The organism is Devosia sp. ZW T5_3 (assembly GCF_044987315.1).
Taxonomy (GTDB): Bacteria; Pseudomonadota; Alphaproteobacteria; order Rhizobiales; family Devosiaceae; genus Devosia.
This window is the reverse complement of the sequence record NZ_JBJDRE010000006.1, coordinates 80,356-95,287: the sequence shown is the minus strand read 5'-3', so window position 1 is coordinate 95,287 and position 14,932 is coordinate 80,356. Positions and strand designations below refer to the sequence as shown.

General features: G+C 62.3%; 16 protein-coding genes. 6 read left to right on the top strand and 10 right to left on the bottom strand.

Annotation, left to right across the window (positions count from 1 at the left end; all coding sequences use genetic code 11):
• Positions 1-39 precede the first annotated feature (39 nt).
• Entirely contained in the window at positions 40-1,329 is a 1,290-nt protein-coding gene (gene murD, locus ACI3KW_RS09455) for a UDP-N-acetylmuramoyl-L-alanine--D-glutamate ligase (protein ID WP_404847865.1), read from the bottom strand.
• Positions 1,319-2,647 carry a hypothetical protein gene (locus ACI3KW_RS09450; RefSeq protein WP_404847864.1) on the bottom strand — a complete coding sequence of 443 codons (1,329 nt, stop codon included), beginning with the start codon at positions 2,645-2,647 and terminating at the stop codon, positions 1,319-1,321. Before ACI3KW_RS09450 ends, murD begins: the two co-directional genes overlap by 11 nt.
• Before the next feature lie 149 nt (positions 2,648-2,796).
• Here ACI3KW_RS09450 and ACI3KW_RS09445 point away from each other — a divergent pair, with 149 nt between their 5' ends.
• On the top strand, positions 2,797-3,210 hold the full coding sequence (locus ACI3KW_RS09445; RefSeq protein WP_404847863.1) for a YciI family protein: 414 nt from the start codon (positions 2,797-2,799) through the stop codon (positions 3,208-3,210).
• A gap of 112 nt (positions 3,211-3,322) precedes the next feature.
• Positions 3,323-4,144 carry a C40 family peptidase gene (locus ACI3KW_RS09440; RefSeq protein WP_404847862.1) on the top strand — a complete coding sequence of 274 codons (822 nt, stop codon included), beginning with the start codon at positions 3,323-3,325 and terminating at the stop codon, positions 4,142-4,144.
• A gap of 45 nt (positions 4,145-4,189) precedes the next feature.
• Here the strand turns inward: ACI3KW_RS09440 and ACI3KW_RS09435 are convergent, their stop codons facing one another.
• The 3 genes from ACI3KW_RS09435 to ACI3KW_RS09425 form a co-directional block, all read right to left on the bottom strand.
• A complete protein-coding gene (locus tag ACI3KW_RS09435) occupies positions 4,190-5,803 on the bottom strand; it encodes an ABC transporter substrate-binding protein (protein ID WP_404847965.1) in 1,614 nt (537 codons plus the stop codon).
• A gap of 143 nt (positions 5,804-5,946) precedes the next feature.
• Positions 5,947-6,798, bottom strand: coding sequence for a penicillin-insensitive murein endopeptidase (gene mepA, locus ACI3KW_RS09430; protein WP_404847861.1), 852 nt, complete (start codon positions 6,796-6,798; stop codon positions 5,947-5,949).
• 79 nt (positions 6,799-6,877) lie between these two features.
• On the bottom strand, positions 6,878-7,354 hold the full coding sequence (locus ACI3KW_RS09425; protein WP_404847860.1) for a MarR family winged helix-turn-helix transcriptional regulator: 477 nt from the start codon (positions 7,352-7,354) through the stop codon (positions 6,878-6,880).
• 60 nt (positions 7,355-7,414) lie between these two features.
• On the opposite strand from ACI3KW_RS09425, the gene ACI3KW_RS09420 reads away from it, so the two are divergent.
• Positions 7,415-8,641 carry an FAD-dependent monooxygenase gene (locus tag ACI3KW_RS09420; RefSeq protein ID WP_404847859.1) on the top strand — a complete coding sequence of 409 codons (1,227 nt, stop codon included), beginning with the start codon at positions 7,415-7,417 and terminating at the stop codon, positions 8,639-8,641.
• Positions 8,642-8,704: 63 nt separating this feature from the next.
• On the opposite strand, the gene ACI3KW_RS09415 is transcribed toward ACI3KW_RS09420, so the two are convergent.
• Complete coding sequence (locus ACI3KW_RS09415) at positions 8,705-9,511, bottom strand: AraC family transcriptional regulator (protein WP_404847858.1); 807 nt, start codon at positions 9,509-9,511, stop codon at positions 8,705-8,707.
• Between the two features lie 92 nt (positions 9,512-9,603).
• Here ACI3KW_RS09415 and ACI3KW_RS09410 point away from each other — a divergent pair, with 92 nt between their 5' ends.
• Positions 9,604-10,827 (top strand): MFS transporter, encoded by a 1,224-nt coding sequence (locus ACI3KW_RS09410; RefSeq protein ID WP_404847857.1) that lies wholly within the window; start codon positions 9,604-9,606, stop codon positions 10,825-10,827.
• A gap of 39 nt (positions 10,828-10,866) precedes the next feature.
• Here ACI3KW_RS09410 and ACI3KW_RS09405 read toward each other — a convergent pair whose 3' ends face one another.
• Positions 10,867-11,661, bottom strand: a complete 795-nt coding sequence (locus ACI3KW_RS09405) for an SDR family NAD(P)-dependent oxidoreductase (protein WP_404847856.1) — start codon at positions 11,659-11,661, stop codon at positions 10,867-10,869.
• A gap of 97 nt (positions 11,662-11,758) precedes the next feature.
• Here ACI3KW_RS09405 and ACI3KW_RS09400 point away from each other — a divergent pair, with 97 nt between their 5' ends.
• The gene (locus ACI3KW_RS09400) at positions 11,759-12,652 is read left to right on the top strand and encodes a LysR substrate-binding domain-containing protein (RefSeq protein WP_404847855.1); all 894 of its coding nucleotides are present in this window, start codon (positions 11,759-11,761) and stop codon (positions 12,650-12,652) included.
• Positions 12,653-12,766: 114 nt separating this feature from the next.
• Here the strand turns inward: ACI3KW_RS09400 and ACI3KW_RS09395 are convergent, their stop codons facing one another.
• On the bottom strand, positions 12,767-13,192 hold the full coding sequence (locus ACI3KW_RS09395; protein WP_404847969.1) for a hypothetical protein: 426 nt from the start codon (positions 13,190-13,192) through the stop codon (positions 12,767-12,769).
• Between ACI3KW_RS09395 and ACI3KW_RS09390 the strand changes: the two genes are divergently transcribed.
• Positions 13,167-13,382 (top strand): winged helix-turn-helix transcriptional regulator, encoded by a 216-nt coding sequence (locus ACI3KW_RS09390; protein WP_404847854.1) that lies wholly within the window; start codon positions 13,167-13,169, stop codon positions 13,380-13,382. The two genes, ACI3KW_RS09395 and ACI3KW_RS09390, sit on opposite strands and share 26 nt — an antisense overlap.
• 747 nt (positions 13,383-14,129) lie before the next feature.
• Here ACI3KW_RS09390 and ACI3KW_RS09385 read toward each other — a convergent pair.
• A complete protein-coding gene (locus ACI3KW_RS09385) occupies positions 14,130-14,579 on the bottom strand; it encodes a hypothetical protein (RefSeq protein WP_404847853.1) in 450 nt (149 codons plus the stop codon).
• Position 14,580: 1 nt separating this feature from the next.
• Positions 14,581-14,901 (bottom strand): hypothetical protein, encoded by a 321-nt coding sequence (locus ACI3KW_RS09380; RefSeq protein ID WP_404847852.1) that lies wholly within the window; start codon positions 14,899-14,901, stop codon positions 14,581-14,583.
• Between the last annotated feature and the right edge of the window lie 31 nt (positions 14,902-14,932).

Sequence of the window (14,932 nt, the reverse complement as noted above, 5' to 3'; positions counted from 1 at the left end):
GCCGCTGCGGCCCCGCAAACCGGGTTTCTTTGCTGTCGGCTAGCCAAAGATCGCTTGCGCCAGCCCAACAAATCGTACCCCTCGCTCCTCGAAATTCTTGAACTGGTTATAGGAGGGCGCCCCGGGCGAGAGGATGACTGCGTCGAATTGCTTGCTGTAGCCAGAAAGCGTGTGCATGGCGCTGGCGAGGTCGGGCTCCGCCAATACGGTGATGTGAGGCGCAGCGGCTATCGTGGCCGAGGCGAGGCGGGCGCCGGTGACGGGCAGGCAGGCCAGCGTGGTCACGCCATAGCCGGCCAATAGGCTCGCGAGTTCAGTATAGTCCTGCTCGCGCTCGTGCCCGCCCGCGATCAGCGCGATGCGGAAGCCCTTATAGGCCGCGAGTGCCGCCTTGGTGGCTTCGGGCGTGGTCGAGATCGAGTCATTGACGAAAATGGTGCCGCCGAATTGGTGTTCCTCCAGCCGATGCGGCAGGGGCACGAAGGCGGTGATCCCGGCCACCACGCCCTCAAGGCTGGCGCCGGCGGCCAGCGCGATCTGGGCGGCGAGGCGGGCATTGTCGACATTGTGGCTGCCCTTGAGGCGGGAGCCGATGGCCGCCTTGTCGATGGCAGCCAGTTCCTCCGGCGTCAGCTCGCGCAGCAGGCGGCGATGGTCGCGCACGGCATGGGCCACCAGCGCATTGCCCTTGGCGCCGGCGCCCAGTGCTACCGGGAAACTGCCGTCGCGATCGATCAGGTGCAACTTGTCCGCGTAATAGCGCTCGACCGAGCCGTGCCAGTCGACATGCTCGGGATAAAGATTAGTCACGGCCGCGATATCAGGCAAAAAGTTCATGTCGGCGGTCTGGTAGCTCGACAATTCGAAGATGACGACCGGGTGCCGGTCGGCAATATCGAGCGGGGCGACGCCCACATTGCCCGCTAGCCCGGCGTCGATGCCCGAACGGGTCAGCATCAGATGGGTCAGCGTGGCGGTGGTCGATTTGCCCTTGGTGCCGGTTATGGCGATCACCGTGCGGCCATGACGATAGGTGGCGCCCCAGAGGTTGAGATTGGACGTCACCGGAATGCCGGAATGGCGGGCGATATCGAACACCGGCTTGTAGCGCGACACGCCCGGGCTTTTGACGATGAGCCCGAAGCGATGGTCGCGAATGGCCATGCCCAGGTCGTCCGCCGCAATCTGCTCCGTGCCGGGAATATCGGCTTGCCCGCTATCGACCGTCACATAAAGCTTGAGATCGGGCTGGCGGGCCTTGAGAAAGGCTGCGGTGGAAATGGCCTCGCGGCCGGCGCCATAGAGCAGGACGGGTTCTTCAAACCGCATAGGCAGCCACCTTGGCGGCAAGGGCCGGGGGGATGTGATGATCGTGGCTGTCGGTCAGGCATTCGGCCATGGCCGCCTGCAGCTTGGGCTCGCCATATTGGGCAAACAGGTCCGCCTTGACCGCCCGCACCACGGCCGCCTCATGCCAATCGGCATGGCGGGTCAGCGTATAAAGGCACGCCGCGGCTTCGAGGATTTCCCCCACGCATTCCCAGGGCTTCTGCCCGGCAAGACCTGACAGTTCGCGGAACGAGGCCTCGTTATCGAGATTGTCGAGCAGGTCCTTGCCGAAGATCGACAGCAGCCTGTCCTTGGCCATGAAGGGGGCAAAAATCAGGAAGACGAAATGGCATTTGGGGCATTCCCCGCACCAGAGCGGACCGTCATTGCCGGTGAGCCGGAAATTGCGGTTGCAGCTGGAAAACACCCGATCGAACTTGGTTTCGTGGGTGAACAGCGAGGCGATGCGCGCTTCCGAATAGGGGCGGAGCAGCGAATAATATTTGAGCGCGCCGCCGGTGGCGTCAGACAAGATCGAGGCAATCAGCAGTTCGAAGCCGAGCGATTTGGAATATTGGTGATTGGTCTCGCGCCCGTCAAAGGTGACATTGCCCTCGCTTGCCGAACGCTCATTGGACAGCACGATCTGGTTGAAGCCGAACAAAACGGCGCAGAGCGCAGCAATCATGGAATTGATCGCGGTGGAGGGCACGTGGCCATTGTAATAGCCCGGCTCTTTGGAAAGCCGGATCATCTCGGCGTCGAGCGTGCGCGTGACATAGACCGGCTTGGTGCCGATCTTGTCGATCGAGGTGATGATCGGCCCCTTGGGATTGACGGCAAAGGGCGTGAAATCAAGGCCAACCGCCGTCAGCAGATCAACGCTGACCAGCGAATCCTTGCCCCCGCCAATGGGCAGCAAAGCGCGGTCGGGCAGGGCCACGATCGGCTTGATAGCCTCGGCATCATGCGGCGCCGAAATGGTCAGCTTGCCGAAACGGGCGAGATTATTGCGGGCATAGAATTCGCCCAGGCCGTTCTCATAGACGTCGATAGCGAAGGCCCGTTCGGCTTCGCTCAGCGCGATATTGGGCGCGACGATCTCAAAGGGCGCGCGCAGCTTGAAATAGCTGACGCCCAGCACGATTGCCGTCAGATCGAGCAGCTTGGCAAAAGCGGGACTGGCCGCCTTTTCCACATCGGCTTCCGGCAGGGTCAGGGTCTCGGTAAAGCTCTTGCCGCCCAGGCCATAGGTAAAAATGGCTTGGCCCGTCGCCAGATGGAAGGATGGGCGCTCGATGAGAAATTGTTCGGTCACGGGGCTGATCACTCGCGGATGGTGCCACCCATATAGGTGATTTGCAGGCGTGGCGGGAGTAGGGCGCTTGCGCTGTGTCGAATCCGGGCCATGCTGTTCGTCGTATGGTTGGAAGCCGGATAATCCGGCACAATTGAGGAGATAGAACAATGCGGGTTCTGGTTTTTGTCAAAGCCAACGAAGATAGCGAAGCGGGTGTGATGCCCTCCGCCGAACTGCTCGAGGCCATGGGCAAGTATAATGAGGAATTGGTCGAGGCCGGTATCATGAAGGGCGGCGAGGGATTGCAGCCCTCCAACAAGGGCAAGCGCATCCTGTTCGACGGTTCCAGCCGCACGGTGGTCGACGGGCCTTTCACCGAAACCAAGGAATTGGTGGCCGGCTTCTGGATCTGGGACGTTCGGGATATGGACGAGGCCGTGGCCTGGGCTCGGCGCTGCCCCAATCCGATGGACGGCGGCGGTGTACTCGAAATCCGACCGGTGTTCGAAATGGACGCATTCGGCGATGCCATGACCCCCGAAGTGGCCGAAATCCACAATCGGGTGCGCGACAAAATCTGACGTTCGGCTGGCAGTGACAGAGGGCGGTGGTTGGGCTAGCGTCCGCGCATGTGCCATTCCTCCTTCATGACAAGCCAGCGCCGCACCACCTCAGCCATGCCGGGGACTTGCCTTGCCTGATCCCCGCCTGACCCTGGCTCGTGACGGGATTGCCGCCCGGTCGCTGGAGGGCATCGTGCCGGCTGCCCGCTATATCGACACTTCCATGCGCCAGACCGTGGTCCCCTCGGCCGCTCTGCGCCGCGCGCCGTCGCCGGATGCCGAGCAGCTTGACCAAGTGCTGTTCGGCGAACTGTTCGAAGTGCTGGACGAGGCGGAGGGCTGGGCCTTCGGGCAGGCCAAGCGCGACGGCTATGTCGGCTATGTCGAGGCGAGCGCTTTGGGCCAGGTCTCGGCCGCGCCGACCCACAGGGTGCGGGCGCTGCGCAGCTATGGCTTCAGTGCGCCCAGCATAAAGGCCAAGCCCACCGGGCTCTATTCGATGAATGCCATGCTTGCCGCCGAGGGGCAGGAGGGGCGTTTCATCAAGACGGCGGGCGGCTGGTTCGTCGCGGAGCATCTGTTTGGTATCGACAAGGCCGAGACGGATTATGTGGCTGTTGCCGAGCAGTTCGTCGGCACGCCTTATCTGTGGGGCGGACGCGAGAGCCTGGGGCTCGATTGTTCCGGGCTGGTGCAGCAGGCATTTTACGCCAGTGGCCGCACTTGCCCGCGTGACAGCGATCAGCAGGCGGGGATGGGCGAAGCGATCGAAACCCCGGCGCGCGGCGATCTGGTTTTCTGGCGCGGGCATGTGGCGATGATGATCAACGAGGCCGATATCATCCACGCCAATAGCTGGCACATGGCCGTTGCCATCGAGCCCCTCGCCGCAGCCATTGCGCGCATCAGCCGCCTCGGCGGTGGCGAACCGACAGCCTTTCGGCGGCCCTGAGCCGAGGACGCGCGTTGGCGCGTCCCCGCTTGCATTCCGTTCAGCCTATTGCGCGACCGGCCGCAGGGCCAACAGCTGGAGCAGGCGGCCCGGATTGGCGTTGGAAATCACCGGCGAAACGATGGGATTTTCCGCGCTGGCCCAGCCGGTGAAGCGCTTGGTGCTGTACTGGTAGAAGGACGGGCTGTTGTAGACGGGGATCACCGGCATGGCCTCCGCGACCTTGAGCTGGATGGCGTCCATGATCGACTTCTGCTCGGCCGGGTCCTTCACCTGGGTATATTTGTTGAGCATCTCGACCACTTCAGGATCGGTCCAGCGCTGGGCCGAGGTCCGGCTCTTGCCGAAATCGGCGGGGTTGAACGAGCGAATATAGGGGAAATAGGGATTGGCGGCCGACCCTATAGCGTTGAGCGACATCGCGTATTTCGCGCCGATCAGGTCTGAGGCCCACACCGATTCCTCGGGCGTGCTCATCTTCACGTTGAGGCCCGCTTCTTTCAGCGTCTCGATGGCGATCTGGGTCGCATCGATCCAATCGGTCCAGCCATTGGGGATTTCGATGTCGATGGCGATTGGCGTGCCGTCGGGATTGTCCAGGAAACCGTCGCCATCCTTGTCGACATAACCCGAGCTTTCGAGCAGGGCCACGCCGGCATCAAGGTCAAACTTGCCATATTGGCCGAACTGGGTGGCAACTTCGGGATTGCTGAAGGCCTTGTAGAATTCGCCCAGCATGGAAGGATCTTCGTTGATCACCGGATAGCCATAGCCGGCAATGTCGATGATGGTCTGCCGGTCGATCAGCATGCTGACCGCGCGGCGGAAATTCACGTCGTTGAAGGCTTTCTTGTTGTTCTCGTCGGGGCTTTCGAGGTTGAGCGTGAATGCCACCAGGCTCGAGGGCAGGAACCAATATTTATTGTGCTCGGGGTCCTTGGCGACGAACGTATTGTCGATATCGGGAATGAAGCTGGTCGCCCAGTCGAGCGTGCCATCGGCCAGTGCCGACAGAACCTGCGGATTGTCGGCCAGCTGGGGCAGCCGCATGCAATCGACCTTGAGGTTCTCGGCATCCCAGTAATTGGGATTGCGGCATTGCTCATAGACCTGGGGCGTAAAGCGGGTGATTTCGGTGAGCGGACCCGAGCCGACCGGGGTCTCATTGGCGAAGGTGACCGGATCGGCGACATCCTTCCAGATGTGCTCGGGCACGATGGGCATGGCCACGATGGTGGTAGCGATCAGCGAATTGGGCTGCACCAGGTTGAAACGCACCGTGCGCTCGTCGACCTTTTCCACCGACTCCATCAGCGGCGCCACCGAGTTGAAATCGAGCGCCGGGAATTTCTTGAGATAATCGTAGGTGAACACCACGTCATCGGCGGTGATGGGCTCGCCATCGGACCATTTGAGCCCGTCACGCAGGGTGAAGCTGATCGATTTGAGATCGTCTGCCAGCTCGAAACTTTCCGCCAGGCGATATTCCCATTTGTTGCCGGCCAGGCGATTAAAGATGGCCAGCGGCTCGTAGATGAAATCCTTGGTGGTGGCGCGGGCAGAGGTCTGGTTGAACGGGTTGAAATTGCGCACCCAGGTGGTGGTCTGTTCGGAACTGGCGGTCAGCACCGCCTGGGCGCTGGCGGGCGCTGCGGCCATGGCCAGCACCAGGGCGGAAGCCGCCAGGATCACTTTGTTCTTCAGCACTGTTTTTCTCCTCTGCATCTGCACATCGCTGGGGCGATGCCGTTCTTTTTGCAAGATCGGCCCAAATTCGGAGTCGAAGCAAGAGCCAAACGCCCTCATCTTGCTTCAAGGACAGCCGTGCAGGCCTTGGGCAAATCCGCCAACGTCAGCGGCGGGGCCGGTGGGCTGGTGTTGGGCTGATAGGGGGCATCGGTGAACCAATAGTCGAGTTCGGAGCCGCAGCCGTCCCCGGGCGGCACCACGTCCTGGTCCTGACAGGACGAAGCTCCAGTTGGGCAGGAAAGCCGGACATGGATGTGGTCGTCGTGACCATACCAGGGGCGGATTTTGCCGAGAAAACTGCGGTCCCGCCACCGCGTCTGGCACAGCGAGCGCTTTATGCCCGGCGCGACGAAGATGCGGGCGACGCCCGGCAACTGCGCCGCGCGATAGATCAGCAGGCGCTCGGCTTCACCAAAACGGCTTGGATCGATGTCGCGGCTGCCCTGCTTGAGCACCGAAATGGCGGATAGCTCCTCGCGCTCCTGGGCGCTCAGAGTATGGCCGGGCATGGGTTGCAACCAGAGATCGACATCGAGCCCGATCTGATGGGAGGCGTGCCCGCTTTTGGCCGGTCCGCCGCGCGGCTGTCCCATATCGCCGACCAGGAGGCCCGGCCAGCCATCGTGCGCCACAGCCTGGGCAAGCGCGCCGATATACTGGACCAGCTCGGGCGTGCCCCAGCGGCGGTCGCGCGACAATCGCATGGCCTGCCAGCCCGGCCCATCCGTCGCCAATTGCACCGCTCCGGCAATGCAACCCTTGGCATAGCTGCCGATCGGCATCGAAGGCCCACCGGTCGGACCCGTCACCGCACTAAACAGGTCACGCGCGGCCTGTTGCCCATGCCCAGGCGCGGCGAGCAGCAAGAAGGCGGTGAATATGGCACTCAGAAAGCGGAGCTGCATGATCGATACCCGGCCGTGAATCACATGCCCACTATAGCGCCGAACGCGCCACGATGCCGATCACACTCGAAAAAGCGCGCTATCGCGAAAGGGCTGGCCTCTCCGCGAGCAATTTTGCCATGCGCTCCTGCAGAGCCAGGGAATCGCTGAGGAAGGCCGCGACGGTTTCGAGCTCGGCATCGGTATATTTATCCAGCATCCGGGCGCCTTCCACGCTGAGCGGCAGATAGGCCGTCTCAGTCAGGCGCAATGCTTGTTCGGCGGCTTCGACCAGCACTTTGCGGCGGTCATTGGGGTCGGCCTTGCGGCGGACGAAGCCGCGTTTTTCCAGGCGGTCGATCAGGGCCGTCACTGCGGCAGGCGTGAGCCCGATCTGCCGGGCGACGGCGCTTGCGGTCTGCGGCCCGGTCCACAGAAAGCTCAGGCACAGGCGTTCCGAGGCATTCAGATCGTAAATCCGCCCGACGGCCTCATCGTATTTTTGCGTAGCGTCCTGCCAGCGCATGATGGTGTGGCCGATAGTTTGGATCAGGGCCTGCCGGTCGGGGCTTGACATTATATTTCGACACTCTAATTGTTAGATTATATAATTATCAGATAGCGGTAATGATATCCCATGATTGCAGCGAGCCAGGCAAGCGCCAAATCAGGCCGTCCCAGCGTGGCCATTGCCGGTGGCGGGATTGGCGGCTTGGCCTTGGCCCTGGTTTTGAAGAAACAGGGCTTCGATCCAGTGGTTTTTGAGCGCAAGAACGAAGAGCAATTGCGGGGCGAAGGCCTGTTCCTGACGCTGGCACCCAATGGCGTGAATGCCCTGCGAGCCCTCGGGCTGGCCGAGATGGCGATTGCGGCTGGCGTCGTTACAAAGGGGTTGGCCATTCACAATGAACATGGCAAGCGGCTGGCTTTGGTGGACTATGCCGGCCACGCCGAGCGGTTCGGTGCGCCTTCCATCACCATTGGGCGCGGCGCGTTGAGCACCGTGCTGCTCGACGCGGCGCAGCGCCAGGGGATCAAGCTGCATCTGTCCGGTGGAATCGAGGCGGTGGCCGAAAGCGCCGATGGGGTGACGGTGACCAGCGGGGGCGTTACCGGGCATTTCGACATGCTGGTGGCTTGTGATGGTCTGCGCTCGACGGTGCGCCGGCTGGTGTTTCCCGATTTGCCGCAGCCGCGCTATTCCGGGTTGATCGGCACGGGCGGCATGGCAGACGCCCCCGCTGTGCCCGGCACGGATGGCATCATGAACATGACCTTTGGCCGTCGCGCCTTCTTCGGCTATCTGCATCAGCCCGGCCGGCCGGTCATGTGGTTCAATTCCTATCCCGCCCCGGAAAATGCGGCAGCCCCCATTGCCGATCCGCAGGCCTATGCACGCCGGCTTGCTGCCATGCATAGCGAGGATCCGCTGGATAACCGGCAGGTGCTGGCCTCGGTCACGACGCTGGACCGGCATTATCCGATCTTCGACATGCCCGAACTCCAGCGTTGGCATAGCGGGCGGATCGTGCTGATGGGCGATGCCGCACATGCCGTCGCGCCCCATTCCGGACAAGGCGCGTCCATGGCCATCGAGGACGCCCTGGTGCTGGCGGCGTGTCTTGATCAAGCTGACGAGGTTGAGGCGGCATTCCGCCGGTTTTACCGGCTTCGCCATGAGCGCACGCAGACCGCCATTCGCATCGGGCGAATGAGCGGGTCGCAAAAACATGCCCAAAGCTGGCTGCAATTGCGCATTCGCGACCTGATCCTGCCGCTGATCATGCCCCTTGGCGTCAGGGCGCAGGAAAAGATGTTCCACTTTCGCGCAGACCGCGATCCCCTGGCCACGCCGAGGCAATGAGGCAGGTTGTCTGCTGTTGGCGGCTCGGCGGCCAAGCCACGATCTCATAGCAGCCGCTCGCGCCTATGAGGCCGGAGAGCCACCGGTTCCCGCAAAATACTGCCGCGGCGGGGCACCCAGCATGCGTTTGAACATGGTGGTGAAGGCGGCGGCGCTGTCATAGCCGAGGTCCAGCGCCACGCTGGTGACCGCTTCGCCATTGGCCAGGCGCGGCAATGCGCTGAGCAGGCAGGCCTGCTGGCGCCAGAGCGACAGGCTCACCCCGGTTTGACGGCGAAATGTCCGGGTGAAGGCGCGGCGGCTCATGGCGAGAGTCCCAGCCCATTCGTCGATCACCAGATGCGGGGACGGGTTTTCGATGAAGCTGCGGCAGAGCGCGGTGAGGCGCGGCTCGGATGGGAAGGGTAGGCCGAGCGGCATTTCGGGCAATTTGGCAATTTCATCGAGCAGCAGCGCCATGACGAGACCCGAGCGTGCTGTGCTGTCTTGCGGCAGGGCGACGGCTTCCACGATCAGCGCACGGGCCAGATCGGTCAGCGCCACCACGCGCACATTGGCCGATATCTCGGGCAGAGCCGCCGGCGAGACATAGATCGAGAGCATATGGACATGGCCGATCATGTCCACGGAATGCTCGAGCTCGGGCGGAATCCACAAGGCATGTTCGGGCGGCACCATCCAGCGGCCCTGGCTGGACGTCACCATGACCACGCCGGTGCGCGGATACAGCAATTGGGCGCGGCTATGGTGATGCGGCGCGACGGCGTGGCCGGCAGGATAGCTCGAGGGCAGGGCGTAAACCGGCGCCGGGGCGGCCTCGATCTGGCGCAGGCGCTGTAGATGATCGCTTTGCCCGTTGTCCGGTTTCATGCTTGGCCCACTCGCGAAATAAATTGACCAGAACACGAACGCGGGACAGGCGCAATTGGTCTATCGAGAATGCCTCAACATGGAGCGATATCGTGACGAATAGTGCAGTGACTGCAGATCGGGAAGCGGGGGAACAGACGGCCTTTGCCGTCATCATGGCAGTGAGTTTCTGCCATCTGCTCAATGACACGATGCAGTCGCTTATTCCCGCGCTCTATCCAATGATCAAAGCGGATTACGGGCTCGATTTCACCCAGATCGGGTTTTTGGGCCTGGTGTTCCAGGTTACGGCCTCGCTGCTGCAGCCCTTGATCGGCATCTATACCGACAAGCGCCCGCTGCCCTATTCCCTGCCCATCGGCATGGGCTTTACCCTGATCGGCCTTGTCGTGCTGGCCTATGCGCACTCCTATTGGATGCTGCTGGTCGGCGCGGGCGTGGTGGGGCTGGGCTCGGCAGTGTTCCACCCCGAATCCTCCCGCGTGGCGCGGCTGGCCTCGGGCGGGCGGCATGGGCTGGCGCAGGCACTGTTCCAGGTCGGCGGCAATTTCGGTTCGGCCGTGGGGCCGCTGCTGGCCGCATTCATCGTCTTGCCGCGCGGGCAGGGCAGCGTTGCCTGGTTCTCGCTGGCGGCGCTGCTGGGCATCGGCGTGCTGTGGCAGGTGGGCAATTGGTATAGCCGCCACCGCGCCGCCAACCGGAGCCGCAAAGCCCCAGCGCCGGCCGTGACCTTGCCGCGCAAGACCGTCATCATGGCCATTGCCGTGCTGGCCCTGCTGGTGTTCTCGAAATATGTCTACATGAGCAGCCTTTCGAGCTTTTACACCTTCTACATGATCGAACGCTTTGCCGTGTCGGTGCAGGACGCGCAGATCCTGTTGTTCGTGTTCCTGGGCGCGGTGGCGATCGGCACGGTAGCGGGCGGGCCGATCGTGGATTGGTTCGGCACCAAATTCGTGATCTGGCTGTCGATCTTGGGCGCCCTGCCGTTCACCCTGGCGCTGCCCTACGCGGATTTCACCTGGACGGTGGTGTTGACCTTCATCATCGGGGTAATCCTGGCCTCGGCTTTCTCGGCCATTGTGGTGTTTGCGCAGGAATTGGTGCCCGGCCGGGTGGGCATGATTGCAGGCCTGTTCTTTGGCTTTGCCTTCGGCATTGGCGGAATTGGCGCGGCCGTGCTGGGCATCGTGGCGGACCGGACGAGCATCGAGTTCGTCTACCAGATCTGCTCCTATCTGCCGCTGCTGGGCCTGTTGACCATTTTCCTGCCCGATATCGGCAAGGGTCGGCGCAGCAAGCCAAAGGCGGCATAATTCATGGGGCTCTGCCGAGATATCGGCAGAGCCCGTCGCTTAAACGCCGTAGCGCGGTGCGGGTGTTCCCGTCTGGCTGGCAGCGAACAGGGCATCCTGGGCAGCGTCGAAGCGCGCCCAGAGGTCCAGATCCCCCACCGATGGCAAAGTGACCTCTTCGCCGCGATCGAGCCCCGCCAGGGCAGCGTCGACCAACGCGTCCACATTCATCACCAGCTCGGCCGGAATCTGGTCGAGCGGCAAGATCGTGCCATCATAAATTTCGGTGGCGACCCCGGCGGGCAGCACCGCCTGCACCTTTACGGCAGTGTCCTTCAGTTCGGCCTGCAAGCCGCGCGTATACAGCAGGACATAGGCCTTGGTGCCGCTATAGGCTGAGGCGATCGGGGGAGCCTTGAACGCCAGGACCGAGCCGATATTGACGATGGTGCCGCGATTGCGGGCGACAAAACCGCCCAGTGCAGCGCGCGACAGGCGGGTCAATGCGGTGATGTTGACGGCAAGCAGGGTGTCGATTGCTTCCGGCGCGATCTCCATGCTGGCGCCGAGATAGGAGACGCCGGCATTGTTGACCAGCATGTCGATTGAAGTATCTGAGACCAGGATATTGGCGACCTCTGCCATACCGGCATCGCTGGACAGGTCAGCAATGACAGTTCGCACACTAACGCCAAAGGCGCTGGTCAAGTCGCTCGCCAGCTTCTCGAGCCGGTCGGCGCGGCGGGCGACGAGGATCAGGTCATGGCCGCGGGCCGCCAGACGCTTGGCATAACTGGCGCCGATGCCGGAGGAGGCGCCGGTGACCAGGGCGGTGGAACGGGGAGTGACAGGCATTTTCTAGTCTCCAAGGGGTGATGGAAAGGAGATAGGACAAGTCGCTTCTCTGCATTAGACTGACCAATGTGATTGGGTTTATTGGTATGGTCGATAAATGAAGCGTGAGGACCTGAGCGATCTGGCGGCGTTCCTGGCCGTGGCCGAGGAGCGCAGTTTCACCCGCGGCGCGATCCGGCTTGGCCTGTCGCAGGCGACGCTGAGCCAGACGGTCAGCAATCTCGAACGGCGCCTGGGACTGCGCCTATTGGCGCGCACCACGCGCAGTGTGCGCACCACCGAGGCGGGCCAGCGCCTGCTGGAAACGCTGCGGCCCGCCCTTGCCGATATCGATGCGCAGGTGCAGGCGCTCACCGCCTTGAGCGACACGCCCTCCGGCACTATTCGGCTGACCAGCATCCGCTTTGCCGCCCGCGCCCTGGTGCTGCCGGCCCTGTCGGCGTTCCGCCAGGCCTATCCGCGCGTCAAGGTGGAAATCTCCGCCGAGGATGCCTTCACCGATATCGTGGCGAGCGGCTTCGACGGGGGCATTCGCTTTGGCCATCAGGTGGAAAAAGACATGGTGGCGGTGCCCATCGGCCCCGATGCCCGCGTGGCCGTGGTGGCAGCGCCGGGCTATTTCGAGCGCCATGGCAGGCCGGAAAATCCGCGCGATCTGGCCCGGCACGATTGCATCAATTTCCGCATGGCCAGCGCCGGCAGTATCGCCCGCTGGCAATTCTGGGAGAATGGAAGGGCGCTCGACGTCAAGGTCGATGGCGCGCTCACGGTCAATGACGGCGATCTGCTGGCGCAAGCCGCTCTGGACGGGCAGGGGCTGGCCTATATCTTCGAGGATCAGGTGGCCGAGCACTTAAAGAGCGGCCGGCTGCTGCGCTGTCTCGAGGCCTGGTGCCCGGCCTTGCCGGGATACCATCTCTATTACCCCACCAGGCGGCAGAAGACCCCGGCGCTGGCAGCGCTTGTGGAAGCGCTGCGCTATTGGGCGTGAAGATATTATCTCTCGATGAGAATTGCTCGCGTAGACAAAAATAAAGAATGTAAATTCAAAGATTTATACTTCCATTCTGGCTCAATTATTGTCCTTCGTTCAGAGTGTTTCGGCTCAATCATCTCGGTAGCAAAGAAGCCCCGCTGCCGGGCCTTTCGTTTTGGATGCGGATTTTACTTCGAGGGGTGTCTGCTGACTTCGCTTCGACAAATAGGTCGCGGGTATGACTGGGCGGGTGAGGGCGGGAACCACTCCATTCTGCTTCATCAACTTTTTGATGCGCAGTGGGTGAACACCCATCTCTGCCGAAACGTCGAGAAGCGAAATGTACCGCTCGGCGAAGGCTTCCAATTCGCGAACCTCCAGCAGCCTTTGGATCTGTCCGCAGATTGGGCTGTTGAATAGGGGATTATGCCGGCGCGGACAATTTTTGCGAACAAAGGATAGCTGATGTCCAAGAGCTCCGCTTCCTTTGGTACTCAATGGCAAATTGCGCTTCAATGCCCTGTGTCGCATGGTCCCCAACGCAACGGCGCGCATGGTGACGCTCCAGTTGCGAGAGCTGGAGCGGGATGGGGTCATCCATCGCATTGTCTATCCGGAGGTGCCGCCGCGAGTGGAATATGAACTGACCGATCTTGGCCGTTCGCTCGAGCCGGTTCTCCTCAGCATGCGCAACTGGGGTGCTGGCTTTGCTGGCATTGAGCAGACCGATCCGAATTGCCGATAATACACGTCTGGAGACCTGTCTCGACACGGCAGAACTTAGGGCGGGCATTAAGGGCTCGAAATGGCCGACATGGGTTCGATGGCCGGATTGGCACATGTGGGGTGGGAAAACCTCCAGTCCGGATCGGGTGGGGCGTGGGTTCCACCGAAATATCGGGCGCGTCCACGTCCAGTTCCGCCGGCAGCGCTCAGGGTGGCACTATAAGCTGCGCCGGCGCGGCTGGACAATGTTCCTACCGAGTCTGGCTCAAGCCCGGCGGCACGGCGCCGCTCGAGACGCTGAATTCGTATGGCTCGGTCCCTAGCGCCCCTCTGATGCGCTCGAAGAAAAGGGTGCCGGTGCCGGGCATCTAGCAGCGCCGTAGGAAAAATAGCGATGCTCGGCGCCTCCACGACCAGGGTGTAAATCCGATGCTTCCAGCCCGTTGAGGTCGGTGGCATGCACCCTTATGGGAAAGCTGCCCACTTCGCTGGGCGTGCCCGAAATCATGCCAGCGATGGCGGCAAGCCCGCGCGATAGCCGCGACCCCACGAGAATGGAATAGGGGCCTGACCACCAGAATCATAGAAGTCGTGGCAATAGAAGGAGCCGAGCATTGGGTATGGTCGCGGTGCGCTGCCGAAATGCTGCACTACGCCGGCTTGGCGAGGCGCATACTTACCGACCAACAAGTGGACCAGGTGCATGTCTAGGCCAGGAGACCCGTTCACTCCGGCTCGGGCGGCAGCCAAGCCGGAGCCGTTGTGTCTAGGCCGCCGAGAGGGCGGCTTCACCCGACAGGATCGGCGCCGGGCGAGGTGCCTTGGCGGCCGAAGGGCAGGGCGGGGGATCATCATAATCGTCGTCGCGCCGTGATATCCCCGGGCGGCGTAAGGTGCGGACAAGTGTTCTTCTGCGCCCAAGCCGCTCGCGTGACTGGACGACACCGGCTTTTATGGAAGCAGCGGGCTTTCCATCGAGCTCTTTGAGCGCGCCAAGTATCTTGTCGATATGCAGCACCGTGCCATCCTCCAACTGCCGCAGAGCTGGCCTGTCGCGCACGGCCCGCGCGTCGGATGCCCAGGATGCCAGGACGGCTCGCTTTTGCTCGATGGTGAGGGATGGGTCGAAAACCACATCATAGGGGTCGGAGTGCCCCTCAGCGGCGTCCCGATCGTTCGTCTCATATTCATCGGATGGATAAAAATCGTTCCACATCTCAATCCTCCCAGACAGCAGCCGTTTTGGCCTTGCCGAGGAGCGGTATCTCACTGTCGCTCGCCCGGCGGCTGAGGCCCTTGACCTTGGATTGCAACGACTTGTCCGATGGACCCCGCGCCAGCACTGTTTTGGCTTTCGGCTGGGCGGCTTGCGCCACCGCATTGCCAGGCCACAGGTCCTCGCCTGCGAGGGCCGTGCGCAACTCCAGCCAAGGGCCGCTAGCCTGCTTGCCGGCATTGGCAGGGATCGCAGTTGCCAGGCCTGGTGAAAGGGCCAAAGCGCAAGCAATCGCGGCAGCAGACAGTGAAATCGTTCGCATTTTGATACTCCTTTCATGGGGTTTGGATTGG

Bases quoted from the DNA above. Each gene is read 5' to 3' on its own strand.
- murD (WP_404847865.1), bottom strand. From the start codon at position 1,329: ATGCGGTTTGAAGAACCCGTCCTGCTCTATGGCGCCGGCCGCGAGGCC.
- ACI3KW_RS09445 (WP_404847863.1), top strand. From the start codon at position 2,797: ATGCGGGTTCTGGTTTTTGTCAAAGCCAACGAAGATAGCGAAGCGGGT.
- ACI3KW_RS09435 (WP_404847965.1), bottom strand. From the start codon at position 5,803: ATGGCCGCAGCGCCCGCCAGCGCCCAGGCGGTGCTGACCGCCAGTTCC.
- mepA (WP_404847861.1), bottom strand. From the start codon at position 6,798: ATGCAGCTCCGCTTTCTGAGTGCCATATTCACCGCCTTCTTGCTGCTC.
- ACI3KW_RS09425 (WP_404847860.1), bottom strand. From the start codon at position 7,354: ATGTCAAGCCCCGACCGGCAGGCCCTGATCCAAACTATCGGCCACACC.
- ACI3KW_RS09420 (WP_404847859.1), top strand. From the start codon at position 7,415: ATGATTGCAGCGAGCCAGGCAAGCGCCAAATCAGGCCGTCCCAGCGTG.
- ACI3KW_RS09415 (WP_404847858.1), bottom strand. From the start codon at position 9,511: ATGAAACCGGACAACGGGCAAAGCGATCATCTACAGCGCCTGCGCCAG.
- ACI3KW_RS09405 (WP_404847856.1), bottom strand. From the start codon at position 11,661: ATGCCTGTCACTCCCCGTTCCACCGCCCTGGTCACCGGCGCCTCCTCC.
- ACI3KW_RS09400 (WP_404847855.1), top strand. From the start codon at position 11,759: ATGAAGCGTGAGGACCTGAGCGATCTGGCGGCGTTCCTGGCCGTGGCC.
- ACI3KW_RS09390 (WP_404847854.1), top strand. From the start codon at position 13,167: ATGGTCCCCAACGCAACGGCGCGCATGGTGACGCTCCAGTTGCGAGAG.
- ACI3KW_RS09395 (WP_404847969.1), bottom strand. From the start codon at position 13,192: ATGCGCGCCGTTGCGTTGGGGACCATGCGACACAGGGCATTGAAGCGC.
- ACI3KW_RS09385 (WP_404847853.1), bottom strand. From the start codon at position 14,579: ATGTGGAACGATTTTTATCCATCCGATGAATATGAGACGAACGATCGG.
- ACI3KW_RS09380 (WP_404847852.1), bottom strand. From the start codon at position 14,901: ATGCGAACGATTTCACTGTCTGCTGCCGCGATTGCTTGCGCTTTGGCC.